Source organism: Aeromonas sp. QDB34 (assembly GCF_027705405.1).
GTDB classification, from domain to species: Bacteria; Pseudomonadota; Gammaproteobacteria; order Enterobacterales; family Aeromonadaceae; genus Aeromonas; species Aeromonas hydrophila.
In genome coordinates, this window is the sequence record NZ_JAPDBT010000005.1 from 235,132 (window position 1) to 260,088 (window position 24,957).

20 protein-coding genes and 1 pseudogene are annotated in these 24,957 nt (G+C 61.1%); 9 read left to right on the forward strand and 12 right to left on the reverse strand.

Annotated features, from left to right (window positions below):
• Nucleotides 1–4: 4 nt before the first annotated feature.
• Nucleotides 5–745 (reverse strand): hypothetical protein, encoded by a 741-nt coding sequence (locus OKC29_RS10030; RefSeq protein WP_073351477.1) that lies wholly within the window; start codon nucleotides 743–745, stop codon nucleotides 5–7.
• Nucleotides 746–931: 186 nt separating this feature from the next.
• Here OKC29_RS10030 and OKC29_RS10035 point away from each other — a divergent pair, with 186 nt between their 5' ends.
• On the forward strand, nucleotides 932–1,363 hold the full coding sequence (locus OKC29_RS10035) for a universal stress protein (protein WP_005297901.1): 432 nt from the start codon (nucleotides 932–934) through the stop codon (nucleotides 1,361–1,363).
• 70 nt (nucleotides 1,364–1,433) lie between these two features.
• Here the strand turns inward: OKC29_RS10035 and OKC29_RS10040 are convergent, their stop codons facing one another.
• The 6 genes and pseudogenes from OKC29_RS10040 to gpt all read right to left on the reverse strand — a co-directional run bounded on the left by OKC29_RS10040 (nucleotide 1,434) and on the right by gpt (nucleotide 7,142).
• Nucleotides 1,434–2,069, reverse strand: a complete 636-nt coding sequence (locus tag OKC29_RS10040; RefSeq protein WP_073351479.1) for a murein L,D-transpeptidase catalytic domain family protein — start codon at nucleotides 2,067–2,069, stop codon at nucleotides 1,434–1,436.
• A gap of 153 nt (nucleotides 2,070–2,222) precedes the next feature.
• Nucleotides 2,223–3,488: pseudogene (locus OKC29_RS10045) on the reverse strand (glutamate-5-semialdehyde dehydrogenase); the annotation flags it as partial.
• Nucleotides 3,489–3,568: 80 nt separating this feature from the next.
• The gene (proB, locus tag OKC29_RS10050) at nucleotides 3,569–4,672 is read right to left on the reverse strand and encodes a glutamate 5-kinase (RefSeq protein WP_011707186.1); all 1,104 of its coding nucleotides are present in this window, start codon (nucleotides 4,670–4,672) and stop codon (nucleotides 3,569–3,571) included.
• A gap of 160 nt (nucleotides 4,673–4,832) precedes the next feature.
• Nucleotides 4,833–5,225 carry a sigma factor-binding protein Crl gene (gene crl, locus OKC29_RS10055; protein ID WP_073351482.1) on the reverse strand — a complete coding sequence of 131 codons (393 nt, stop codon included), beginning with the start codon at nucleotides 5,223–5,225 and terminating at the stop codon, nucleotides 4,833–4,835.
• Between the two features lie 61 nt (nucleotides 5,226–5,286).
• On the reverse strand, nucleotides 5,287–6,555 hold the full coding sequence (frsA, locus tag OKC29_RS10060) for an esterase FrsA (RefSeq protein ID WP_011707188.1): 1,269 nt from the start codon (nucleotides 6,553–6,555) through the stop codon (nucleotides 5,287–5,289).
• Between the two features lie 119 nt (nucleotides 6,556–6,674).
• Nucleotides 6,675–7,142, reverse strand: coding sequence for a xanthine phosphoribosyltransferase (gene gpt, locus OKC29_RS10065; protein WP_011707189.1), 468 nt, complete (start codon nucleotides 7,140–7,142; stop codon nucleotides 6,675–6,677).
• A 917-nt stretch (nucleotides 7,143–8,059) separates the two neighbouring features.
• On the opposite strand from gpt, the gene OKC29_RS10070 reads away from it, so the two are divergent.
• On the forward strand, nucleotides 8,060–9,511 hold the full coding sequence (locus OKC29_RS10070; protein ID WP_073351483.1) for an aminoacyl-histidine dipeptidase: 1,452 nt from the start codon (nucleotides 8,060–8,062) through the stop codon (nucleotides 9,509–9,511).
• 682 nt (nucleotides 9,512–10,193) lie between these two features.
• Here the strand turns inward: OKC29_RS10070 and OKC29_RS10075 are convergent.
• From OKC29_RS10075 to OKC29_RS10095, 5 genes are all read right to left on the reverse strand, one after another.
• The gene (locus tag OKC29_RS10075; protein ID WP_017410949.1) at nucleotides 10,194–11,195 is read right to left on the reverse strand and encodes an ABC transporter ATP-binding protein; all 1,002 of its coding nucleotides are present in this window, start codon (nucleotides 11,193–11,195) and stop codon (nucleotides 10,194–10,196) included.
• Complete coding sequence (locus OKC29_RS10080; protein WP_073351484.1) at nucleotides 11,192–12,235, reverse strand: ABC transporter ATP-binding protein; 1,044 nt, start codon at nucleotides 12,233–12,235, stop codon at nucleotides 11,192–11,194. Before OKC29_RS10080 ends, OKC29_RS10075 begins: the two co-directional genes overlap by 4 nt.
• A gap of 25 nt (nucleotides 12,236–12,260) precedes the next feature.
• The gene (locus OKC29_RS10085) at nucleotides 12,261–14,078 is read right to left on the reverse strand and encodes an extracellular solute-binding protein (RefSeq protein WP_073351486.1); all 1,818 of its coding nucleotides are present in this window, start codon (nucleotides 14,076–14,078) and stop codon (nucleotides 12,261–12,263) included.
• 82 nt (nucleotides 14,079–14,160) lie between these two features.
• Entirely contained in the window at nucleotides 14,161–15,204 is a 1,044-nt protein-coding gene (locus OKC29_RS10090; protein WP_026080473.1) for an ABC transporter permease, read from the reverse strand.
• Between the two features lie 103 nt (nucleotides 15,205–15,307).
• Nucleotides 15,308–16,333: an ABC transporter permease subunit gene (locus OKC29_RS10095; RefSeq protein WP_017410946.1), complete on the reverse strand. Its 1,026-nt coding sequence runs from the start codon at nucleotides 16,331–16,333 to the stop codon at nucleotides 15,308–15,310.
• A 738-nt stretch (nucleotides 16,334–17,071) separates the two neighbouring features.
• On the opposite strand from OKC29_RS10095, the gene OKC29_RS10100 reads away from it, so the two are divergent.
• The 7 genes from OKC29_RS10100 (at nucleotide 17,072) to OKC29_RS10130 (ending at nucleotide 24,784) form a co-directional block, all read left to right on the forward strand.
• Nucleotides 17,072–19,627 carry a TonB-dependent receptor gene (locus tag OKC29_RS10100; RefSeq protein ID WP_073351487.1) on the forward strand — a complete coding sequence of 852 codons (2,556 nt, stop codon included), beginning with the start codon at nucleotides 17,072–17,074 and terminating at the stop codon, nucleotides 19,625–19,627.
• A 110-nt stretch (nucleotides 19,628–19,737) separates the two neighbouring features.
• Nucleotides 19,738–20,502 carry a DUF3450 domain-containing protein gene (locus tag OKC29_RS10105; RefSeq protein ID WP_016351821.1) on the forward strand — a complete coding sequence of 255 codons (765 nt, stop codon included), beginning with the start codon at nucleotides 19,738–19,740 and terminating at the stop codon, nucleotides 20,500–20,502.
• Nucleotides 20,499–21,872 carry a MotA/TolQ/ExbB proton channel family protein gene (locus tag OKC29_RS10110; RefSeq protein ID WP_017410944.1) on the forward strand — a complete coding sequence of 458 codons (1,374 nt, stop codon included), beginning with the start codon at nucleotides 20,499–20,501 and terminating at the stop codon, nucleotides 21,870–21,872. Before OKC29_RS10105 ends, OKC29_RS10110 begins: the two co-directional genes overlap by 4 nt.
• A gap of 10 nt (nucleotides 21,873–21,882) precedes the next feature.
• Nucleotides 21,883–22,410 carry a MotA/TolQ/ExbB proton channel family protein gene (locus OKC29_RS10115; RefSeq protein WP_010633019.1) on the forward strand — a complete coding sequence of 176 codons (528 nt, stop codon included), beginning with the start codon at nucleotides 21,883–21,885 and terminating at the stop codon, nucleotides 22,408–22,410.
• Nucleotides 22,411–22,477: 67 nt separating this feature from the next.
• Nucleotides 22,478–22,885: an ExbD/TolR family protein gene (locus tag OKC29_RS10120; protein WP_010633018.1), complete on the forward strand. Its 408-nt coding sequence runs from the start codon at nucleotides 22,478–22,480 to the stop codon at nucleotides 22,883–22,885.
• A gap of 16 nt (nucleotides 22,886–22,901) precedes the next feature.
• Entirely contained in the window at nucleotides 22,902–23,537 is a 636-nt protein-coding gene (locus OKC29_RS10125) for an energy transducer TonB (protein WP_016351824.1), read from the forward strand.
• Nucleotides 23,538–23,548: 11 nt separating this feature from the next.
• The gene (locus OKC29_RS10130; protein WP_024941433.1) at nucleotides 23,549–24,784 is read left to right on the forward strand and encodes a tetratricopeptide repeat protein; all 1,236 of its coding nucleotides are present in this window, start codon (nucleotides 23,549–23,551) and stop codon (nucleotides 24,782–24,784) included.
• Nucleotides 24,785–24,957 lie beyond the last annotated feature (173 nt).

Genomic DNA, 24,957 nt, shown 5'->3' on the forward strand with positions numbered 1-24,957 from the left:
CGCTTTAGTTGCCAGGGGCTAGCCTCTGCTCCTGCTGCTTGATGAAATCGCGGTAGTAGTCGTAGAGCTGGTAGCGCCGGTAGATCTCGGCCAGGGTGCCGTGTCGCACCAGATTGACCATGCCTTGATCCCAGAGCTGTTGCAGGCTGCGCCCCTTCTCGGTATCGGCAAAGATGGGATAGGTCGGGACCCAGCGCAGGAAGATGCGCTGCATGTTGGCGGGGATGGCGTCCGCCGAGTAAAGCACCCCGGCGGTCAGGTAGTAGCGATAGCGCTCCTTGGCCAGCAGCTGCAGCGCCATGTCGTGGCTGTCGATCTCGTGCCAACGCATGGAGACAGGTATGTACTTGTCAAAGGCCCAGCCCCGCAGCCATACCACCCCCTGCCCGCTCAGACTGTGCTCCCCTTGCCACTGAGGCCGCCACTTATTGAGCATCAGCACCGTCAGATCATCGGCCGAGGCGGGATGACGGGGTTGCAGCACACCGCTCACCTCGTCCCGATAGACCCCCATCGCCATGTCGCCCCCTTTCTGGGCGATCACCGCCAGGGCCCGCTTGTAGGGCACGATGCGCGGGATGACCTGGTAATCGTTGGGCTGATAGATGGCCCGCACTATGTCCAGATAGACGCCCCTGCCATCCGGCTGGCAGAAGCCCGGCCAGTCATCGCAATAGACATCGAGGGGATCGGCCCGACCCGGCCAGCAAATCAGCAACGTCAATGAAAGCAACAAACGAATCATGTCTTACCGTTTCTCCGCAGGCGATGCCATTTGCAGCCGCGCCCAAGCCATTTCCCATGATATGAAGATCTGACGGCAACGCACCTCTTTTTCCCGGTTTTGCGAGCGAGTCGAGGGTTATTGCCCGCTGAATCGGTATTATTGACAATAAGATTCATTAGTAACCCAACATAGGGGAGCCTTCATATGCCATCCATTAAAACCCTGCTCTGTCCGGTCGATTTTTCCCAGATGTCACAAGCCGTGCTCGACTATGCCGTCTTCATGGCCCAGAGCCACCAGGCCGAACTGAAACTGGTCCACGTGGTGGATCAACTGCACGGCTTCGACAGCTACAAGATCCTGCACATGACCGCCATCGAGATCACCCACGAGATGGAGCGTCAGGCCAAGAGCCAGATGAAGGAGCTGATCGCCAGCCTGCCGATTCCGGCCACCTTCGAGGTGCGCTTCGGTCGCGCCGCCGACGAGATCGTCGTGCAGGCCAAGGAAGAGAAAGCCGACCTGGTGGTGATGGGCAGCCACGGCCGCTCCGGCATCAGCCATCTGCTGGTAGGCAGTGTGGCCGAGTCCGTGGTGCGCCATGCCCCCTGCCCCGTGCTGGTGGTACGCAAGTAGCCCCAACGCCAGACTCACTGCAAAAGGCCAGCATCTGCTGGCCTTTTCTATTTGGGCTCGCGGGCCGGCCTCAGCCGTGAGCGTAGATGACGCTGCCCCCCTTGATGATGTCGATGATGGCCCTGGACTGCTCCTTGGGCAGTGCGGGACAGCCCCAGCTGCGGCCCAGTTTGTCATATTTGCGCAGATGGCGCGGGCTGGCATAGTCGGCGCCGTGCACGACGATGGCCCGCTTGCGTGCATTGCTGTTCTGGCCTGGGCTCAAGCCGTCGAGGCGCAGCGAATAGCCGTGCTTGCCCTGATAGGTCTCGGCGGTGCGATAGACCCCGAGCGAGCTCTTCATGGAGTTGAACTGGTTGGAAAACTGGTTGGCGGCCAGCTCGCCCGAGTTGCGGCCATGGCTGACCCAGGTGTGGTAGAGCAGCTTGTGGCGCTTCACGTCGATGACGAACAGCCGGCGCATGGTCGAGGGTTTGCTGTAATCGATGATGGTGAGAATGGGTTTGCGCTTGTGGCGCACGCTCTGGTAACTGTTGATGGCCTTGCGAAATACCTGTTTGTCGAGCTTGCCGGCCAGCCCCAACTGGCGGTAGAGATCCTGATCCCAGCTGGCGTGGCTGTTGCTGCTGAAGCAAATCGCCCCCAGCAGCAGCGGCAACCCCAGCCAGAGCGCGCCCCAGCGCTTCATCCAATCTGTTTGCTTCATCCTTGAATCTGCTCCCGTTTTTGTGGCTAGCGCAGCGCTCAAAATATCGCCACACCTCGCTGGATAGTTATATGCAAGCCCCTGATAGCAGGCAAGAAAAAAGCAAAAAAATGCCGACCTGAGTCGGCATCTTCACACAGGAGCACAAAGGCGTCAGGCGCGACTCAGATAGTCTGCCAACCCCACCCACTTGTAGCTGGTGAGTTCGGTCAGCCCCATGGGGCCGCGGGCATGCAGCATCTGGGTCGAGACCGCCACCTCGGCGCCCAGCCCGAACTGGCCGCCGTCGGTGAAGCGGGTGGAGGCGTTGACGTAGACCGCCGCCGAACCGGCCCCGTTGACGAAACGCTCGGCATTGGCCAGATCGTTGGTGAGGATGGCATCGGAGTGGCCGGCGTTGTGCTCGCGCATATGGGCCAGCGCTTCGTTCACATCCGCCACCAGCTTGACCCCCAGGGTCAGCGAGAGCCACTCGGTATCGAAGTCTTCCGGGCCGGCAGCACGCAGGCTGTCGGCGCCCGCCAGCAGCGGCAGGGCCTCGGGGGTGGCGACCAGGGCCACCTTGCGCTCGTTCATCAGGCCGACCAGCTGCGGCAGCAGGGTCGCGGCGACCTTCTCGTGCACCAGCAGGCTGTCGAGGGCATTGCAGGCGGAGGGGCGCTGCACCTTGGCGTTGTCGATGACCACCAGGGAGCGCGCCAGATCGGCGCTCTCGTCCACAAAGATGTGGCTGATGCCAAAACCGCCGATGATCACCGGAATGGAGCTGTTCTCCTTGCACATCTTGTGCAGCCCGGCGCCGCCGCGGGGGATGATCATGTCAACGTAACGGTCGAGGCGCAGCAGCTCACCCACCAGCGCCCGATCCGGGTTGTCGATGTATTGCACCGCATCGCGCGGCAGGCCGGAGGCCGCCAGCGCACTCTGGATCACCCGCACCAGCTCCAGGTTGGAGTGGAAGGTCTCGCGCCCGCCGCGCAGTATGCTGGCGTTGCCGGTCTTGAGGCAGAGGCTGGCGATGTCGATGGTGACGTTGGGACGCGCCTCGTAGATGACACCGATGACCCCGATGGGCACCCGGCGGCGGGAGAGGCGCAGGCCGTTCTCCAGCACCCGGCTGTCGATTTCGGCCCCGACCGGATCGTCCAGAGAGATCACCTTGCGCACGTCCGCCACGATACCGGCCAGCCGGGCCGGGTTGAGCAGCAGCCGATCCAGCATGGCGTCTGACAAGCCCGCCGCACGGCCGGCAGCGATGTCTTTCTCGTTGGCGGCCAGGATCTGGTGGCTGCGCGCCTCCAGCTCGTCGGCGATGGCGGCCAGCGCCCGGTTCTTCTGCGCCGTGCTGACGGTGGCCAGCTGATAGGCGGCTTCACGGGCCGCCTGCCCCATTTTCTCCAGACTCATCTCTCTTCCCTTTGGTTCTTGCGGGGCCGCCCGATGGCGGCGTCCCCCTTATCTTGATGTGCCGCTGCCCTTGCGTGGCAGCGGCTGGCAGCTCACAGCAGCACCATGTCGTCGCGATGGATGGCCACGGCACCGTAGCCGTAACCCAGCACCTGTTCGATGTTGTCCGAATGGACGCCGCGCAGCTTGTCCAGCTCCAGATGATTGTAACGGCAGATGCCGCGCGCCAGCTCGGCCCCCTTGGGATCGAGAATGCGCACCACGTCGCCACGCACGAAATCGCCCTTCACCGCCACTATGCCCTTGGGCAGCAGGCTGGAGCCCTTCTCCTGCATGGCGGCCACGGCGCCCTGATCCACCTGTACTTCTCCGTGGGGAGGAGGCCCTGCCAGGATCCAGCTCTTGCGCCCTTCCAGCGGTGACGCCAGCGCCGGGAACAGGGTGCCGATGCGCTCGCCCTTGGCGAGACGGCCGACCACTTCCGGCATCTGGCCGGTGGCGATCACCACGTTGACGCCGGCGCGGCGCGCCACGTCGGCGGCCTGCAGCTTGGTGGCCATGCCGCCGGTACCGAGCCCGCTGACGCTGTCACCCGCCAGCTTGCGCAGGGTGTCGTCGATGGTCTGCACCTCTTCGATGAGCTGGGCATCCGGGTTGGTACGGGGATCGGCGGTAAACAGCCCCTTCTGGTCGGTGAGCAGGATCAGCAGATCCGCATCGGCCAGGATGGCGGCACGGGCGGAGAGGTTGTCGTTGTCCCCCACCTTGATCTCGGCGGTCGCCACCGCGTCGTTCTCGTTGATGACCGGGATGATGCGGTGATCGAGCAGGGTACGCAGGGTGTCGCGGGCATTGAGGTAGCGCTCGCGATCTTCAAGATCGGCGCGGGTCAGCAGCATCTGACCGATGTGCAGCCCATAGAGGTTGAACAGATCCTGCCACACCCGGATCAACTGGGTCTGGCCGACGGCCGCCAGCATCTGCTTGTTGGGCAGGGTTGGCGCCAATGGAGGGTGGCCCAGATGCTCACGGCCGGCCGCAATGGCCCCCGAGGTGACCACCACGACCCTGTGGCCGTGACGGTGCAAGGCTGCACACTGTCTGACCAGCTCGACCATGTGGGCACGATTGAGCTGGGAAGATCCCCCGGTGAGCACGCTGGTGCCCAGTTTGACGACTATGGTTCTGTTTTCCATGGGAGCAAAAAGGCTGAAATATAAGGAATCCCTTTATACCCACGGCCCTGTTGCCCTGCAAGGCAATTAACACCAGGGCAGCGGCGGGTGCAGGCAAAGCGGAGAGAGCGGCAAAGAAACGCCCCGCCAGCCGATGGATGGCTGGCGGGGCGGCGGGTCATCAGGCGGCGGTGACGGTCAGCTCGTTGGTGACCTGCTCGGCGGGAGCGAGCTGGCAACCAAGCTGGTGCAGCTTGTCGCTGATGAGCTTGTAGAAGTGGTTGAGGGTACGTTCGACCTCTGCCTGATGCTTCTTGGGCAGCGGCTTGTTGAGCCACTCCCCTTCGGCGTTGTAGAAGCCGACCTGATAGTGATAGCTGAAGCTGTGATCCTGCTGCGCCAGCACCAGCCACCAGCCCCAGAATTCCCGTTTGTCCGGCGCCGGCTTGGCGCTGACACAGACGGAAAGGCAGTCGAAACGGTAACGCCCCTCTTCACACAGGTCCTCACGTAAATAGGGGCCAATCGCGGCAAACTGCCTCAGCAGTCGCTTGTAGGTCACTCTTTCTGACATGTTAACCTCCCTGTTGAACAAGCCACATCACCCTGGGATGACGTTATATTTTAGCGCTATATCATGTACATAGGTGCTTCTTGAGCCAGTCGACCATCTCTTTCAACGCCTCGTCGTATACCTCCAGCAAGGGTTGCTTGTCGAACACCACCGCCTTGCCGTTACGGCTGGCGGACGCCAATGCCCGGACATCCTGCTCGGGACAAATAAAATCTTTCTTGTGTCCAATACTCAATATCGGCACGGAAGTGCGAGTCCCCAGCAATCCTTGCGTCTTGAGTGAAAATACCTGGCACTTGGTACGCAGCGACTCCCATTGGGCCGCATCAGCCCCCAGCCGGTTGGCCAGCCCGTCCCGCATCATGCGCGGGCAGCGGGCAAACATCTCCTGATTGGTAAACACCTGATTGACGCCGGCGCCGATGCAGACCACGGTCCTGAGCTTGAACGGCTCGATGAAGGCGAGCCGCGCCGCCACATTGCCCGCCAGGCGAAAACCCACCATGGCGATGCGCTGGTGATCGACCCAGGCCACTTCGGACAGATGATTCAATACCGCCTGATGCAACCGGCTGGTGTCCTGCACCAGCGGCCAGTGCTCGGCATAGCCGATGCCCGGCATATCGAGCGACAACATGCCGATGCCGTTGGGCTCCAGGCACTTGAGATAGAAATTGAGGAAGTCGACCTGCAGCGAGTCGATGCCACCGCTGACGATGACCAGGGGCACCGGCTTGTCGGTAGTCGGCAGGTGCAGGTAGCCCTGAATGTGCTTGCCGCGAAACGGCACCTGCAGCTCCTTGAGCGGCACTTTGAACAGGCGCCCCGCCTCGCGGTAGGCCATGTTGCCGAGCAGTTGGGCCTGATCCGCCAGCTCGTCATTCTTTAGATGGGGATAGCTGGCGATGGAGTAGTAGCGCACCGCCTTGAGCAGGCTTTTCAGGGCAGCGGCCCGCTCGCCCTGTGCCACCAGCTCGCGACCCCGGTTGAAGTAGCGGCCGGCCAGCTGGCTCCACTCATAGACCCAGTTGCCGGGCACATAACCCTTGATGGTATCCAGAAAGCGCTCGTGGGTACGCTCGCCCTCTCCCATGGCGATGCAGGCCAGGGTCTGCTCCACCTCGACCGGGTCCGCCCCCTGCCAGGCCCAGGTCGGCCGGCGCAGCAGACGATACCAGCGCGATGACATGGAACCGTCGATGAAGGTCTCGTCGACATTGTCATCCTGCTCCGCGACCGGGCTGGAATTGGAGACTTCAGAGGTCTCCAGCACCTTTTTTACCCGGGTAAAGAGCTTCTCGGTCAGGTTAAGGTCGTCGTTCAAGTCCAAAGCTATTACTCATACTGTCATGCAATGGCTCCATCTTAACCACTTTTCCCGCCCGGCAGCCAGTTGCACCACAAAAAAACAGGGCTCCATATAGGAGCCCTGTGAAGCTGATTCGCTGCTTACTCTTCGTCGCAGATCGGCGTGGCAAACTCCAGCGCCATATCCCACGGCTGTTCGATCCAGGTGTCCTGCGGGATGGCGACTTCGAAGTCATCCAGCAGTTGCTCACCCATCGGCTTGGCGAAGATCGCGATGAACTTGGCCTTGGGGTAGAGCTCGCGGATCGCCTTGGCGGTGGTGCCTGTGTCCACCAGATCTTCCACCACCAGCCAGCCTTCGCCGTCACCCGCGGTGGTGGCGGCCTTCACCACCACCAGATCACGCTGGTTGTTGTGGTCATAGCTGGAGATGCAGAGGGTTTCGACGTTGCGGATGCCAAGTTCACGCGCCATCAGTGCAGCCGGTACCAGGCCGCCACGGCTGACCGCGATGATCCCTTTCCATTGGCTGACGGGCAGTTGACGACGGGCCAGACGGCGCGCTTCACGTTGCAGGTTGTCCCACGATACGTAGAATTTTTTTGGCATGCTATCGATCTCAACGAGTTATAAAAACAATCACTTACGACTTGAAAACCCGTGCTGACGCACGTGATTTCGTTAATGCTGACGGCCCTTTTTCCCAAATTCGGCTTGCACCACGACCGCCTCGGGAGAAGACCCTCGGCAGCGAAAACAGATGCAATGGAAGCAGGATGGGCAGAGCTGGCGGTCATGTCACAGAGGGGGCAGGACCGCAGACAGGCTGTTGGGCGGGCATGATACCATCGTTTGCGGATAAATTGACTGGCAAACGTATGCGAAATGCAGGAAAAAAATCGAAGCAAGTCCGGCTGACTCCCTCTTTTCCCTCTCCCGGGCGGAGTTCGCCGAGCAGTAGATAAAAAAATAGCAGGGGGAGGATGGATTCCTCACTCGCCTGCTGTTTTCGATCTGCCTGTCAGCCCGGCCGGCAACCTGCCTTAACGGCGGCTGGCGTAGGGGTTCGGATAGTTGAAACCCTGGGTATAAAGAGACTGGGCGAACCAATAGGTTGAATTGCTGCCTGACATCATAAACTCCTGATTGCTTAACAAGTTACGTACCTTAATGCGGGTTCAGATCCTTGAACGGACACTCGGTTCCATGGAGGCGCACTTGCTTTGCTTCGGTTCCCTGGAGGCATTCATCGTCATCCTGACGGGTGGCGAACCACGGTCGTTAATTTACCAGCCGGTGCCATAAACTCAATATTTTTGTGATGCGAGTCACAAATTTTCTTTTGTGCTGGTTCGTTTCGTCCATAGCGGAGCTGTACGCTGCCATTCCCCCGCTTGCCAGCACAAGCCGCCCGCAATTTGCGCTGATCGCTCACATTTTTGTGTGATTGACTGTATTATCGTTATCCTCTTGCTCGCCCCGCTACCGGGGCCCTGTCATCTTCCGTGCTGGTAAGGAGTCCCGACGTGGCACAGCTTAGTTCTCTCTCTCCCAAACTGATTTGGCATTTCTTCGAACAGATCTGCTCCATCCCCCACCCTTCCAAGCACGAAGCCCAGCTGAGCGCCTGGATCGTCCAATGGGCACAAGGGGAAGGTCTGGCGGTCAAACAAGATGCCGTCGGCAACATCATCATCAAGAAACCGGCCACGCCGGGGATGGAAAACCGCAAGGCCGTGGTGCTGCAGGCGCACATCGACATGGTGCCGCAGGCCAACGCCGACACCCAGCACGACTTCACCAAGGATCCCATCGATGCCTACATCGACGGTGAATGGGTCACTGCCCGCGGCACCACCCTGGGCGCCGACAACGGCATGGGCATGGCCGGCTGCCTGGCCGTGCTGGCCGACAAGACCATCAAGCACGGTCCGCTGGAAGTGCTGCTGACCACCGACGAAGAGACCGGCATGACCGGCGCCTTCGGTCTGGAAGCGGGCTGGCTGGAGGGCGAGATCCTGCTCAACACCGACTCCGAAGAGGATGGCGAGGTCTACATGGGCTGCGCCGGCGGGGTGGATGCCAATATCCGCTTCCCGCTGGAGCTGGTCGCCGCCACCGAGGGCGAAGGTTTCGAGCTGCTGGTCAAGGGCCTGCGCGGCGGTCACTCCGGGGTCGACATCCATCGCGGCCGCGGCAACGCCAACAAGCTGCTGGTGCGTCTGCTCAAGGCCGCCGAGCCGCTGGGCGTGCGTCTGGCCGAGATCCATGGCGGCACCCTGCGCAACGCCATCCCGCGCGAGGCCCGTGCCAAGCTGCTGGTGCCCGCCGCCAGCGTCAACGAATTCAAGGCCCTGGTTGACCGTTATACCGGCATCTACCAGAGCGAGCTCGCCGCCACCGAAGCCAACCTGACTGTGCTGCTCACCACCCAGGAAAAACCGGCCCAGCTGATGAGCGAGTCCCTGCAGGCCCGCCTGCTGGACTCCCTGATGGCCTGCCCGAACGGTGTCATCCGCATGAGCGATGCCATCCCGGGCGTGACCGAGACCTCCACCAACCTGGGTGTCATCAAGACCCAGGATGGCGAAGTGTACGTACAGTGCCTGATCCGCTCCCTCATCGACTCCGGTCGCGAGAGCGTCGAACAGATGACCCGCTCCCTGTTCAATCTGGCTGGCGCCAGCTGCGAGTTTACCGGCGCCTACCCGGGCTGGGCACCGAACGTGGACTCCCCGGTAATGGCCTTGGTACGCAACAGCTACCAGACCCTGTTCGGCGAGATGCCGAACGTCATGGTGATCCACGCCGGCCTCGAGTGCGGTCTGTTCAAGAGCGCCTACCCGGAGTGGGACATGGTCTCCTTCGGCCCGACCATCCGCGGCGCCCACGCCCCGGGTGAGAAGGTGCACATTCCGGCAGTCGAGCGGTTCTGGCAGCTGCTGGTTCACGTGCTGGAACAGATCCCGGCCAAATAAGCCCGCAGGTCAAGGCCGATCGGCCACACCAAATACCCCGCCAGGTGCGGGGTATTTTTTTGCCTGCTCCAACCCCCCTGGCATGTTTCCCCTCGAAACCGCCGGACGGCTCCGCCGCCCCCATCCGTGGCTCATCCAGACCCGTCAGCCAGACCACGGGTATCAATCTGAGAGCCTGCTGAAACCGTCTCCATAAGCAACCTTGGATTTGAAAACCCTTTCTATGATTTATGTAAATTTACAACACAAAAAGTTGATCCAGCTCACAGAAGGCCATAGGATAAAAGCGTGACCCAGGTCACAGATAACAAATCAACGACAGAGCAATGAGGTGAATATATGTTTGAGAATCTGGCAGTTCTGTTCCACCTGAAGGGTGTAACCAGCAAGAAAGGCGTCGTAGAGAAAGATACCTATGCGCCGGCAACCCGCAACTACTACTTCCGCTATGGTGCCTGATGCCGCCAGCGGGCAATTTCGTGAAAGCGTGATCAAACATTTAAGTAGTAAAATTACAAGAAACAGCAATCCACACAGCAGCCATCCCCTTGCGGGGAGCTGTCCTGCCCTGGCCAGATGTTCCACGGCCAAACCTGAACTCCAACCATGAAGATGGGGCCCGCAGGCCCCATTTTTTATTCGCTGTTTCCCGTGCCATCTTGCTGCGATGCGGGCACCGGCATCATACCGCCTTTCCCAGGGGGATCGCCTCGGCCAGCGGCAACGGCGTGTGGCAGGCCACCTGATGATCGGCCCCGTCGCACGGCTGCAGGCTCGGCGCCTTGGTGCGGCACAGCTCGCCGGCGTAAGGGCAGCGCTGGTGAAAGTGGCAGCCGCTCGGCGGCGAGATGGGAGACGGCACATCCCCCGTCAGCAGGATGCGCTGGCTGCGCCGACGCGGGTCCGGCACCGGAATGGCCGAAATCAGCGCCTGGGTATAGGGATGGCGAGGCGCCAGGTAGAGCGACTGGGCCTCGGCCAGTTCGACGATCCTGCCCAGATACATCACCGCAATCCGATCCGAGATGTGCTTGACCACCGACAGGTCGTGGGCGATGAAGATGATGGCGAGGTTCATCTCCCGCTGCAGGGTGAGCAGCAGGTTGACTATTTGGGACTGCACCGACACATCCAGCGCCGACACCGCCTCGTCACAGACCAGCAACTTGGGCTTGAGGGCGATGGCCCGGGCGATGCCGATGCGCTGGCGCTGGCCGCCAGAAAACTCATGGGGATAGCGATCCACCGCGCTGCCGGGCAGCCCCACCTTCTCCAGCAGCTCCTGCACCCAGACACGCCGCTGTTCGGCGTTGCCCTTGCCGTGGATGACGAAGGGCTCCTCCAGGATCTGCCCCACCGTGTGACGGCTGTTGAGGGATTCGGCGGGATCCTGAAACACGATCTGCATCTCCTGGCGCAAAGATCGCATCTCTTTGGGCGGGAGGTGGGTGATGTCGCGCCCCTCGAAGGTGATGGTGCCGGCGGTCGGCTCGAACAGCTTGAGCAGGGTGCGCCCCAGGGTCGATTTGCCGCAGCCGGACTCGCCCACCAGCCCCAGCGTCTCCCCCTGCTTGAGATCGAAGCTGATGCCGTCCACCGCGTAGACATGGTACTTCTTGCGCAACAAGCCACCGCCCAGCTGGAAATGCTGCTTCACGTCGCGCACCGATAAAAGCGTCTTCATACGGCTAGCTCCCTCCAGTGGTGGCAGGCCACCCCATGCCGCTCGGCGAGCTGCTCGGTGGCCGGAATGGCGCTCACGCAGATCTCGGTGGCATGGGGACAACGGTTGGAGAAACGGCATCCGGCCGGCATCTCGTGCAGGGCGGGCACCTGACCCGTGATGGTCTTGAGCAGGCTCTTGGGCTCATCTTCGAGCCGCGGGATCGAGCTCATCAGACCATGAGTATAGGGATGGCGCGGATGGTCAAACAGCTCGAACACGTCGGCCTGCTCCACCGCCCGGCCGGCATACATCACCACCACCTCGTCGCACAGCTCCGCCACCACCCCGAGATCATGGGTGATGAAGATGATGGCCATGCCGGTCTGGGCCTGCAGCGCCTTCATCAACTCCAGGATCTGGGCCTGAATGGTCACATCGAGCGCCGTGGTCGGCTCGTCGCAGATGAGCAGCGCCGGCTCGCAGGCGAGCGCCATGGCGATCATCACCCGCTGGCGCATGCCGCCGGAAAGGTTGTGGGGATAGACGGCAAAGCGCTGGGCGGGTTCGGGGATCCCCACCTTCTGCAGCATGGCGATGGCCGCTTCCCTGCGCTGGGCCTTGCTGTAGTCGGGACGGTGGAGGCGGAACACCTCCATCAGCTGATCGCCGACCGTCTGCACCGGGTTGAGCGCCGTCATCGGCTCCTGAAAGATCATCGAGATACGGTTGCCGCGCACCTTGTACATCTGATCCGGCGCAAGCGACAGCAGCTCCTCCCCCTGAAAGCGGATGGAGCCCGCCACCACCTGACCATGGGGTTTGGGCAACAGCCCCATGATGGCGAGCGAGGTGACGCTCTTGCCGCAGCCGGACTCACCGACCACCCCCAGCGTCTGACCCGGAGCCACCTTGAAGCTGACCCCGTCGAGCACCTTGATCTTGCCGTCATCGACGGCAAACTCCACCGCCAGATCGCGCACCTCCAGAATGGGGGGCTTGCTCTGATCATCCCCCCCATGATCCCGGGCGCCCGGGTGGGGAGCCTGTGTGTTGGACATGACTGCTGCTCCCTTCTGCGCCATATCAATGACGTGCATAAGTCTTGTCGAGCAGGTTGATGGGCGTCAGCGCCTCCCCTGCCTCCTTGGCCTTCAGGGTCTCTTCCTTCACCTTGGGATCGAGCCAAAGCAGGCCGCCGCTGCTGTGAGGGTAGCCATCCATGGGCCAGTAGAGCAGATCCGGCGTGTTCTTGGTGGCGGGCACCTCGGGCAGCATCACGTAGCGCCAGCTGCTGGCCCGCACGTAGTTGAGCTGCACCCCGGGCACGAAGATGGCGAGATCATAGATGCGCTGCTGGATCTGGCGGGAGATCTCGGCCCGCTTGGCCATGTCGAACTCGACGTTGTAGGCGTCGATCAGCCCATCGAGCTCTTTGTCAGCCACGTTGAACAAATTGTTGGTCTGCGGCTTGTTGGCGTTGGCCGAGTGGAACGACTCCCAATACTGCGGATAGAGACCACCGCCGCCCCAGCCGAGCCAGGCCGCCTCGTGTTTCTTCTCCAGCATCGCCTTGAAGCCGGTGGCGCCGTCCACCAGGTTGAGATCCAGATCCAGCCCCGCCTTCTTGGCCTCTTCTTTGAGCACGGTCAAACGCTTGGAGTGCTCCTGGCTGGTGTAGGTGAGCGCCAGGGTCAGCCGCTCCCCCTTGTCGTTTTGCAGGATGCCGTCCGGCCCCGGCTTGGCGTAACCCGCCTTGGCAAAGTAGTCGCGAGCCTTGGCGATGTCATAGGCCCGCTCCGGCAGCTGCATGTCGGTGAACTCGCCAAAGCCCGAGCCGAAAGTGGTGGCTCTGTCATAGTCGCCGCGCAGCACGGTCTTGATCATCTTGTCGATGTTGAAGGCGTGCTGGATGCCGAGCCGCACGTTGAGGTCAGCCAGCTTGGGATTGGCGACATTGAGGTGAACCCCCTGCCCGCCCTGCTTGGTGTCGGTCATGGCCATCACCTTCTGCACGTATCCCTGCTTGTACTCGGGGGTGACCGCTTTTTCATGCCACCAGTTGGGCAGGATCATCTCGAAGGTATCGAGCTCCCCTTTCAGGAAGTGACGAAAGGCGATGTTGTGATCGCGGATCACCTGCACCTTGATGGTGTCGAGGTTGAACCTGTGCTGGTTGTAGCGATCGTCCTTTGCCCACCACTCCTTCTGCTTGCTGAAGGTGATGGACTTGCCCTTCTTCACGTCGCTCATCACGTAGGGGCCGGTGTTGGGCACCACGGCCCAGTTGTATTGCTTCACCCAGTTGGGGGTGAGCTTGTAGTAGTGCTTGGGCTGGGGCCACAGCTCGGTGGTGTTGAGCAGGTCCAGCTTGGCCTTGCGGGTACCCGCCTTGACCAGAATGGTGTGGTCGTCAACCTTCTCCACCGCCACCACTTCGGTGGTGTAGTAGTTGTTGAACCAGGGCCCCTTGATGTCCTTGGATCGCATCATCTCGTAGCCGAAGGTGTAGTCATCGGCGACCACCGGCTTGCCGTCGGACCACTTGGCGCGCGGATCCAGCTTGAAGTAGACGGTCTGGTTGTCCGGCGCGATGGCCCAGTGGGTCGCGAGCGACGGAATGGGGTTGCCGGTATTGGGGTGGAAGCTGATGAGCCTCAGCTGGTTGTCCATGATGAAGGAGCGGAACGCGCCGTTGGAGTCGGGACCCACAGTGCGAAATGTCAGTGGGAAACTGTCCACGAACATGGTGATGCTGCCACCGGGCAGCGCCTTGGGCGAGGCGAACACAGGGTCGGTGTCGTTGGTCTCCCATTTGAGATCCGCAGGCAGGCTGGCCGCCCACACCCAGGATCCGTTCACCAGCACAAAGAGAGCACCTATCCATTTGATTTTATTTTTCATGTTTGACTTCCAGGTCATACCCCTGCACTGGGGGCTTGTCGATTCAAGGGTGAGCAACCCGGGGCCATAAGCCCGCCCCTGGTCACTGATAACGGGTAAATTTGCGCGGATCGAACGCCTCGCGGATCGCCTCGCCAATGAAGGAGACCATGATCAGCACCAGACTCACCGCTGCCACCACAGAGCTCACGATCCAGATGGCATCCAGATTGTTGATGCCCTGGGAGAGCAGCTCCCCCCAGCTCGGGGTGGGCGGAGCCAGGCCAAAGCCCAGGTAGTCCAGCGCCGTCAGGGTGGAGATGTTGCCCACCACGGCAAACGGCGCCAGGGTGACGATCATCATCAGGGTGTTGGGCAGAATGTGGTGGAAGATGATCCGCCCGGTGCCGGCCCCCTGGGCCCGCGCCGCCATCACATAGTCCCGTGCCCGCTCCTTGTAAGTGAGGGTGCGCATGTACCAGGTGATGCCCATCCAGCCGAACAGCACGTTGATGGCCACGAACAGGCCGAAGTTGGGCTTGGCCAGCGACACCAGGATCATGATGACGTAGAGAAACGGCACCTGGGACCAGATCTCGATAAAGCGCTGCAGCACCAGGTCAAACCGCCCGCCGAGGAAGCCCATCATGCAGCCGATGGTGACCCCGATGGCATAGCTGGCCACCAGCGCGATGAAGGCAAAACCGATGGCGATGCGAAAGCCGTAGACCAGCCGCGCCAGCACGTCGCGGCCGCTGGTGTCGGTGCCGAGCAGGTGACGCTCGGCCAGGCTCGGCGCATAGGGTGGGTAGGCATCCTGCTTGAAATCCTGCTCATAGGGGTTCCAGGGCACCGGTGGCAACACCACCCAATCCCCCTTGCCATCGGCGGCGAATTTGTCTTTGAGCTGGCGATAGTTGGTCTCGTACTCGTAATCGAGCCCGAACTGCTGACCCGGGATCACGTCACCATAGGTGGGAAAATAGAGCTCCCCCTGATAGCTCACCATCAGTGCCCGGCTGTTGACCAAGAGCTCCGCCAACAAGGAAAGCAGCACCAGGGTGGTGAAGATGATGAAGGAGTAGTAACCGCGCTTGATCGACTTGAAACGCTTGAGTTTTTTTAAGGTGACAGGGTTCATGTTCACTCTCCGAACCGCACACGGGGGGCAACAAAAGGTGCAACGCAGATATCGGAGACGATATGGCGTGATATCAGTATCGGCATGACAAGAGAGATTGGATTCATGCTCACTCTCCAAACCGCACGCGGGGATCGACCAGGGCAACGCAGATGTCGGAGACGATATTGCCCACCAGCATCAGCATGGAAGTGATGGCCAGAATGCCCATCACGGTGGGGTAATCCCGCTCGACGATGGCCTCGTAACCGAGCAGACCGATGCCGTCGATGTTGAAGATGGTCTCGATGAGAAAGGAGCCGCCGAAGAAGACGGTGAGCACCGATCCTAGGTGACTGGCGATGGGGATCAGGCTGTTGCGCATCGCATGATCGGTCACCGCCTTGCGAAACGGCAGCCCCTTGGCCACGGCGGTGCGCACGTAATCCGCCGACAGGTTCTCCATCAGGCTGTTCTTCATGGTCATGGTGAGGATGGCGAAATCACCGATGGCGTAGGCGATAAGCGGCAGCAAGGCATGGGCGAACACGGTGCGGATCTGATCCCAGCTGCTCTCCATGCCGTCGAACTCGTCCCCCGGGAAGCCCCCCATGGGCAGCCACTCCAGATGGAACGCGAACACTGTGATGAGGAAGATACCCACCACGTAGGCGGGCAGCGCATAGGCCATGTAGATGAACATGGAGCTGAGCGAATCGAAGCGGCTGTTGTGCCTGAGCGCCTTGGCCACCCCGAGCGGGATGGAAACGGCATAACTGAGCAGAAAGGTCGCCAGCCCGAAGAAGGCGGTCACTGGCAACCTGTCCTTGATGAGGCCCCACACCGGCTCGTAATAGCGGGTCGATTCGCCAAGATCCAGTACCGCCAGCTTCTGCAGCCACTCCCAATAGGCAACCAGCATGGGCTTGTCGAGCCCGTAAAAGGCCTTGAGCTCCTCGATCTGCTCATCGGAGAGCGCCTGCGCCCCCTTGCTGCCGCTGGAGCGGCCCGATTCGTTCTGAGAAACCTGGGCTTGCAGCAGCATGCGTTCGACCGGGCCGCCCGGCACGAAGCGGGTGATGGTGAAGACGAGCAGGGTGATACCGAGAAACGTCGGGATGATCAAAAGCATCCGACGTAAGAAATACGACAGCATGGTGGAACCTCGTCCTTGTTGTTCTTTTATGGCCAGTCACATCCGGTGACGGGCCTGTCCTTCCTGGCATTACTCACTGGATAGCCGGTTATTGACAGACTATCCGCTCGGTCACTGTAAAAGCTCTGCAACAAAAATCAAGTAGAACGAAGGGCATGACATGCCCCTTTGGCAAACCGTGGAATTTACTGTGAGTTTTTTATGAAAAAGCCAACTTCAAGATAAAAAACTGCGACATGAACAATTTAAATAACGTTTAAATTTTCAATCAAACCTACAAAAACAGCATCACGAAAACATCTTTTTTATATAAAACAACAAGATATGATAAATCAGAATTAAATCACCCTTCTCTATATGGGCAAGCTGAAATCCGGCTCGACAATGCAATCTGAACCTCAGCCGAACACGCTACCAAAACAGAAAATAATGCTAAAAAAGTCTTGGTTAACAATATAAAAACTAGCGAGACATCCCCCTTATCGATAAGTTCAAAATTAATCAATAAAATGGAAACCACTCATTTTAACATCGATTTCACATCGTGAAATATCATCAAGTCAGAATAAACCGCTGCGAAACCGGAAGTATTAAAACATAGTCAGCTTATTGCGCCCCCCTTCCCCATCCACACCGCCTCAATTGACGTCAACCGTCAAAGCTTGATAAGCCTTACGCATCGCTCCAACGAGGGCGGTATGGAAGCAAACAAAAAAACAACCAGGAAGGATATAAGCGATGCTTAGGAAAAGCAGACTCTCTGCTGCCGTAGCGTTTGCCTTGGCGAGCGCGGCAGTAGTGGCCACCCCTGTCTTGGCCGAAGAGGGCCAAAACGTCGAAAAACTCCAGAAGATCAAGGTTACCGGCTCCCGTATCTCGCGCGTCGACGTGGAGGGCGCCACCCCGGTCGTCGCCATCAGCAAGGCCAAGATCGAGCAATCTGGTCAGCAGACCGTGGCCGACTACCTGAAGCAGGCCTCCTACAACTCCTTCGGCAGTATCTCCCCCTCTTCCGGCAGCTCAGCCCAATCCCAGGCCACCGTCAGCCTGCGCGGCCTTGGCTCCGAGCGCACCCTGGTGCTGCTCAACGGCAAGCGGGTCGCCGGATCTCCCTCCATGGGGGGTAGCTCCATCAACCTCAACTCCATCCCCATGGCGGCGGTGGAGCGGGTGGAAGTAAACCTGGACGGCGGCTCTGCCCTGTATGGTTCCGATGCCATCGGCGGCGTCATCAACGTCATCCTGAAACAGGACTATGAAGGGCTGGAATTCCAGGGCCGTATCGGCTCTCCCACCGAAGAGGGTGGTGACGAGAAGAGCGGCTCCATCGTCAGCGGTATCACCGGGGAGAAAGGCGCCCTGATGATGGTCTACGAGCACGACGTCAAGGACGAGATCTACTACAAGGATCGCGACTACCTGGCCCGTGAAGGTGCCTCTGCACCCAGCCTGTATGGCCGCAACATCAAGGGTATCGACGCCGCCACCGGCAAGACCGTGACCCGTACCCTGGATGGCATCGACTGTGCCAATACCGGCCCCGGCTTCGTACCGGTCGGTACCGCCTGTCGCTTCGACTTTGCCCAGGTCGCCGCCAAGACCGCTTCCCGTACCCGGGACACCGTCTACGTCAACGGTCGCTATCACATCAATGACAACGTCGACTTCGTACCCCAGCTGATCGGCTCGCGGGTCACCAGCTTCGGCCGCTTTGCCCCGGCCGCCGGCCCCTTCTCCATCGACGGCACTACTCCGGGCGGCGCCGAACTGCTGGCCGACAACGGCTTCATCGGCGAGAAGGCCACCGTCTACTACCGCTTCAGCAACGTCGGTCCCCGTGACAACCATGTCACCGACATGACCGGCAGCATGAACCTGGGCTTCGAAGGCACCCTGCCGACCGAAGCGGTGGGCGATGTGGAGTGGAATGCGGGCTACATGTATTCCAAGACTGACAACAAGAACCGCGGCACCGGCTATGTGCTGAACCCGGCGGTCCAGCAGGAGGTCGACAGCGGCAACTTCAAGAACGGCGAGTTCTCCAGTGCCGCCACCAACAGCCTCTCCTATGACACCAGCCGCACCTCCAAGATGGACTTCTTCCAGTGGTACGGTGGCCTGGGCTGGAGCATGGGTGAACTGCCGGCCGGCCCCATCGGCTGGTACCTGGGGGCCGAGTACAACGACTGGGTCTACTCCGACACCTATGACAGCCAGTCTGCGGCCGGCAACGTCATCGGTTCTTCCGGCAACTCGGGCGGTGGCGTGCGCGACGTCTTCGCTGCCTACATCGAGAGCCTGATCCCCATCACCGAGCAGATCGAGCTGAACCTGGCCGGTCGTTTCGACAAATACAGCGACTTTGGCAGCGCCTTCTCGCCCAAGGCGAGCCTGCGTTACCAGCCACTGGACAACCTGTTGTTCCGTACCTCCTGGTCGCAGTCCTTCCGCGCCCCGGGCCTGGAAGATCTGTATGCAGCCGATGCCGACTCCGCCGACTTCGCCAAGGACTATGTCTCCTGCCAGGCCAACGGTGTCGCCAACTGTCCGGAAGAGCAGTACTCCACAGTGCGTCAATCCAACAAGAACCTGAAGGAAGAGACAGCTGACACCTTCGGCATCGGCGCGGCCTACAGCCCGATCGACGATCTCAACCTCTCACTGGACTACTACTACATCAAGATTGATGACGTGATCCAGCTGGCCACCACCCAGACCCAGTTCTATCAGGAGCTGAACACCGGCAGCAACCCGAACGTCATCCGCGATGCCAACGGCGATGTGGAACAGGTTTACGCCGGCATGGTCAACCTGGGTCAGCTCAAGACCAGTGGTCTGGACTTCAAGGCTGACTACAAGTACGACTTCAACGTCGTGACCGTGCGCTACGACTTCGGCAGCACCTACATTCTGAAATACGAAGAGGGTCTGTTCGCCGGTGGTCCCATGGTCGACAAGAAGGGCTGGAATGCCAAGCCTGAACTGCGCTTCAACTCCGGTGTCGGGGTCAATGTGCCGCAGTGGTGGAACATGGACGCCTACCTGAGTGCCAACTACATCGACTCCCAGAGCCAGGACTACGTGGATGGTCAGACAGAGGGCCATATCGCCTCCCAGACCACCTGGAACCTGAACGTCGGTGTGGACACCCCCTGGAACGGCAAGCTGCAAGCCGGTGTGAAGAACATGTTCAACGTAGGCCCCTCGCTCTCCAGCGACGGCTTCACCTACGACGAAGATCTCTACAGCATCGACGGGCGCATCGTCTACCTCGACTACACCCAGAAGTTCTAATCAACTCCCGTTGAGATATAAACCCAAGCCGGCCCGGTCGGGCCGGCTTTGCCCAACGTCCAAGGAAGTTACGGAGATAGGGTAATCCTATGAAAACAAGGACAATTACAATGAAGAAAGCGCTCCTCGGCAGCCTGGTTTCTGCTGCCTTGCTGACCAGCTTCAATCTGAGTGCCGCCTCTGCCAGCCAGGCAGTGGACGCTCAAGCCGCCACCGACAATGCATCCAAAGTTTCCCAGCAGAAGATCGACAACTACGCCGACTCTGCCGAATCCGCCCTCGCCCAGTACAAGGCCGCCTTGCGTCAGGTCGACAGCCTGCGTACCTACAACGAGCAGGTGGGCAAGATGGTCGACTCCCAGAGCAGCGAACTGGCCTCGATGCAGCGCCAGATCGCCCAGATCGATCAGACCAGCACCGAAGTGGTGCCGCTGATGCTCAAGATGATCGACTCCCTCGAGCAGTTCGTGGCGCTGGATCTGCCGTTCCAGAAGGTCGAGCGGGAGGATCGCGTCGCGGCCCTGACCGACCTGATGAACCGGGCCGATGTCACCATCTCCGAGAAGTACCGCAAGATCCTGGAGGCCTACCAGATCGAGGAGGGCTTCAGCCGCACCATCGAATCCTACAAGGCCAGCCTGGCCAAGGATGGCGGCGAGAAGACCTATGAGTTCCTGCGCGTCGGCCGCATCGCCCTGCTCTACCAGTCCCCGGACGGCAATGAGACCGGCATGTGGAACAAGAAGACCCGTCAGTGGGAAGAGTTGCCCCAGGAGTATCGCAGTGCAGTGGAACAGGGCCTTCGCATCGCCAAGAAGCAGGCGCCCCCCGCCCTCATCAAGCTGCCGGTTCAAACTGCGGAGAAAGCATCATGAAAGGAATCAAACTTGCCATCGCCTCGCTGATCGCGGGCGCGACCCTGATCACCCTGCCGGTGACCGCCGCCGAGAAACCGGTGGACCTGAACGCCCTGCTCAATCAGGTCAAGGCCGCCAGCACCACCGAATCCCAGCTCAACAAGGAGCGGGAAGCCCGCTTCCTGGCCGACAAGAACGAGCAGGCCGCCCTGCTGGCCAAGGCCAAGGCAGAACTGGCCGCCGAAACGGCCAAGGGTGAGCGGCTCAAGGCCACCTTCGATGCCAACGACAAGCAGCTGACCGAGCTGACCGAGACCCTGCGCCAGCGTGCCGGCAACATGGGCGAGATGTTCGGGGTACTGCGCCAGTTCGCCGGCGAGTTCAAGGGGATCTTCAACGCCTCTGCCCGCCGGGTCGAGCATCCGGAGCAGACCGCCCTGCTGACCCGCCTGGCCGAGAGCAAGGAGCTGCCCTCCAGCGATGACCTGACCGCCTTCTGGACCACCACCCTCAGCCGCATGGTCGACGGTGGCAAGGTGAGCCAGATCCCGGCCACCGTGGTCTATGGCGAAGGCAACCAGGCCGAGAAGACCGTGACCCAGATCGGCGAGTTCAACACCGTCTCCGAAGGCAAGTACCTGACCTTCGTGCCGGAGACCGGCAAGTTCGAACAGCTGCCCCGCCAGCCCGACAAGGGGGTGCTGGAGCCCATCGCCGACTTTGAACAGGGTGGCGGCGGCGTCAAGCCGATCTTCGTCGACCCGTCCCGCGGCGTGATCCTCTCCCTGCTGGTACAGTCGCCGACCCTGAAAGAGCGGATCGACCAGGGTGGTGAAGTGGGCTACGTCATCATGGTGCTCGGCGTGCTCGGCACCCTGCTGGCGCTGTTCTGCGGCGCTCGCCTCTCCCTCATCGGCGGCTCCATGCGCAAGCAGCTCAAATCCGATCAGATCATCAAGGGCAACCCCATCGGCGAGATGCTGGGGGCCTACCAGAGCCATCGTGGCGACAACATCGAGGATCTGGAGTCCAAGCTCGACGAGATCATCCTGCGCAACGTGCCCAAGTTCGAGAAGGGCATCAGCATCATCAAGCTGATCGCCTCGGTCGCGCCGCTGCTGGGTCTGCTGGGTACCGTGGTCGGCATGATCGCCACCTTCCAGGCCATCACCCTGTTCGGTACCGGCGATCCCAAGCTGATGGCAGGCGGTATCTCCGAAGCCCTGGTCACCACCATGCAGGGTCTGGTGGTCGCCGTGCCCATGCTGTTCCTCTACACCATCGTACAGACCCAGAGCCGTCGTCTGATCCAGGTGCTGGAAGAGCAGAGCGCCGGTTTCGTCGCCCGCTACCAGGAACGTCTGCACGCCTCCAAAGCCGCAGCGTAAGGAGTCACCCATGTGGTTCTGGTTGATTGAAGAAGTCGAGTCGGTCCGCCGGTTTCTGGGATTGGGGGGCGACGTACTGGTCGCCCTGTTCTTCCTGACCCTGATGATGTGGGCCCTGCTGCTGGAGCGCTGGTTCTACTTCATGGCGGTCTACCCCAAGCAGGTGAAGCAGACCAAGGCCGCCTGGCTGGCCCGCAGCGATCACCTCTCCTGGTCCGCCAAGCAGATCCGGCGCGAGCTGGTCTCCCGGGTGGCCATGGCGGTGGACAAGGGGATGCCGGTCATCAAGGTGCTGATCGCCCTCTGCCCGCTGATGGGGCTGCTCGGGACCGTGGTCGGCATGGTGCAGGTGTTCGACACCCTGGCCATCACCGGCACCGGCTCACCGCGGGCGATGGCCTCGGGGATCTCCAAGGCGACGGTACCGACCATGGCAGGCATGATTGCCGCCCTTTCCGGCCTGTTTTTTGTCAACCAGCTCGATCACAAGGCCAAGCTGGCGGTCGAGAAGCTGGAAGACAACCTGAAACACGGTTGATGCAGGATGCACTCCCCCGCCGGGCCCGGCTCTGGCGGGGGCACAGAACAAGCAAGGAGTTTTTGCCATGAGAAAACGTCACAGCGACAGCAGTGCTGATGAGGCGGCCATCGATTTGACCCCCATGCTGGACATAGTGTTCATCATGCTGATCTTCTTCATCGTCACCACCTCGTTCGTCAAGGAGTCCGGCGTGGAGATCAACCGCCCGAGCGCCAGCACGGCCGAGACGGTGAAGAAGGGGAACATCATGGTCGCGGTCCGTGAAAACGGCCAGGTCTGGGTCGACAAGCGCATCGTCGAAGTAGGCGCCGTGCGCGCCAACATCGAGCGGCTGCGGGCCGAAAACCCGGAGAGCGCCGTGGTGATCCAGGCCGATACCGAATCCCGTTCAGGTCTGGTGGTCCAGGTCATGGATCAGATCCGCATGGCCGGTGTCCAGAACATCTCCATCGCGGCGAGCAAGAGCAGCTGATGCCGGAGCGAGCACCATGAGATACCTGATATCGTTGGCGGTCTCCTGTGTGGTGGTGTTCTTCCTGTTTCTGGGAATGAACAAGCTCATCACACCGGATCATCGGGAGTTGGTGGAGAAGGAGGACGTCAGCATGACCGACTTCATCCGCATCAAGCCTCAGGAGACCCTGCAAGAGAGACAACGCGAGCTGCCCAAGCCGCCGCCCCCGAACCGGCCCCCTCCCCCTCCCGAGATGGAAGTGGCCAGCACGGATCGGCCGCAGATGGAGAGCTCGCCGATGGACATGCCCAAACTCGACATCCCGGTCAACATCGGTGGCGGCAACGCCCTCGGTGCCTACAGCACCGGTGGCGGTGGTGGCGGCATGGGCGGCAACAACGGCGCCATTCCGCTGGCGACCTTCGAGCCCATGATGCCCCGCAAGGCGGCTCTGGCCGGCCTTGCCTCCGGCAAGGTGCTGGTGGAGTTCACCGTCACCGAGCGCGGCACCGTCAGCAACGTGCGGATCGTCAAAGAGGATCCCCGCAGCTACGACCTCGGCAAGGCAGCACGCCAGACCATCGCCAAATGGACGTTCAAGCCGGCCATGGTGGATGGCAAGCCTCAGGCCACCCGCATGCAGCAAGAGATCGAGTTTGCGACCAACTAAGGAAGGTGGCGATGAAAAAGTTACATACCCTGATCCTCGCCCCGGTCGCCATGGCGGTGCTGCTCAGCACCGCCGGGTGGGCCGCCGAGCAGCCCGCCCTCTCTGACCGCGCCTACCGCGCGGTCAACAAGGCGCAGGCACTGATCACCGAGAAGAAATACGGCGAGGCCAATGCCAAGCTGCAGGAGGCGCTGTCCGGCGCCGGCGAGCGGGTCTACGACAAGGGGGTCATTCTGCAGACCCTGGGCTTCGTGGCGGCGCAGCAGGAGAAGTACGGTCAGGCGACCAAGTACTTCGCCGATGCCATCGCCACCGGCGGGCTGCCCCAGCCGGTGGCCCAGCAGGTGCGCTACAACCTGGCCCAGCTCTACATGGCTGAGGGGAACTTCAAGGCCTCCATCAGCACCATGAACCAGTGGTTCGCGAACCTCGGCAAGGACGAGAAGCCGACCCCGCACGCCTACATCACGCTGGCCAACGCCCATGTGCAGCTCAAGCAGTATCGGGAAGCCATACCGGCGGTGGACAACGCGATCAAGCTCTCCGCGGGCAAGGCACCGGAGTCCTGGTATCTGCTGAAGATGGCGGCCCACTACGAGCTGAAACAGTACAAGCCGGCCACCGAGGTGCTGACCGCGCTGGTCGACCGCTATCCGGAGAAGAAGAAGTACTGGACCCAGTTGTCGGCCATGCACATGCAGGCGGGCAACGATGGCAAGGCGCTGGCGGCGCTGGAGGGGGCCTACAACCTCGGCATGCTGACCGAGGCGGCCGAGTTGCAGCGTTTGGCCAACTACCTGGCCTTCGCCGGCATCCCCCACCGCGCCGCCCGCGTGATGGAAAAGGCGATGAAGGAAGGGACCATCGAGAGCAACGCGGCCAACTACAAGACACTGGCCAACTACTGGCACCAGGCCAAGGAGCTGGACCCGGCCATCGATACCCTGGCCAAGTCCTACAAGCTGGCCCCCAGCGCCGAGCTGCAGCTCAAGATGGCGCGCATGATGATCCAGAGCAAGCGCTACCAGGATCTGGTGGCATTCGCCGCCAAGCCCGCCGCCAATGCCAGCGGCGAGCAGCGGGCGGATCTGAAGTTCCTGACCGGGGTCGCCTATTTTGAGCAGCAAAAACCGAAGGAGGCGCTCTCCGCCTTCACTCAGGCTGCCCAGAACGGCAACGTCAGTGGCCGCGCTTCCCCTTGGATCAGCTTCTTGAAAGAGCAGCAGGGCGGCGCCGTCACCCAATAAGCAACCCAGGCGTGCCGGCCCGGTGGCATTTGTTCCCGGCATGGCACGCAATGACACCCGGCAGGACGGGCACCCTCCCAGCCCTGCCGATCAGCAACAAGGGGGTCACCCCGCAGATTGCCTTGGTGGCAATTGGCCGCTCCCCGGAGCGGTCTTTTTTATGCCTCTACCCT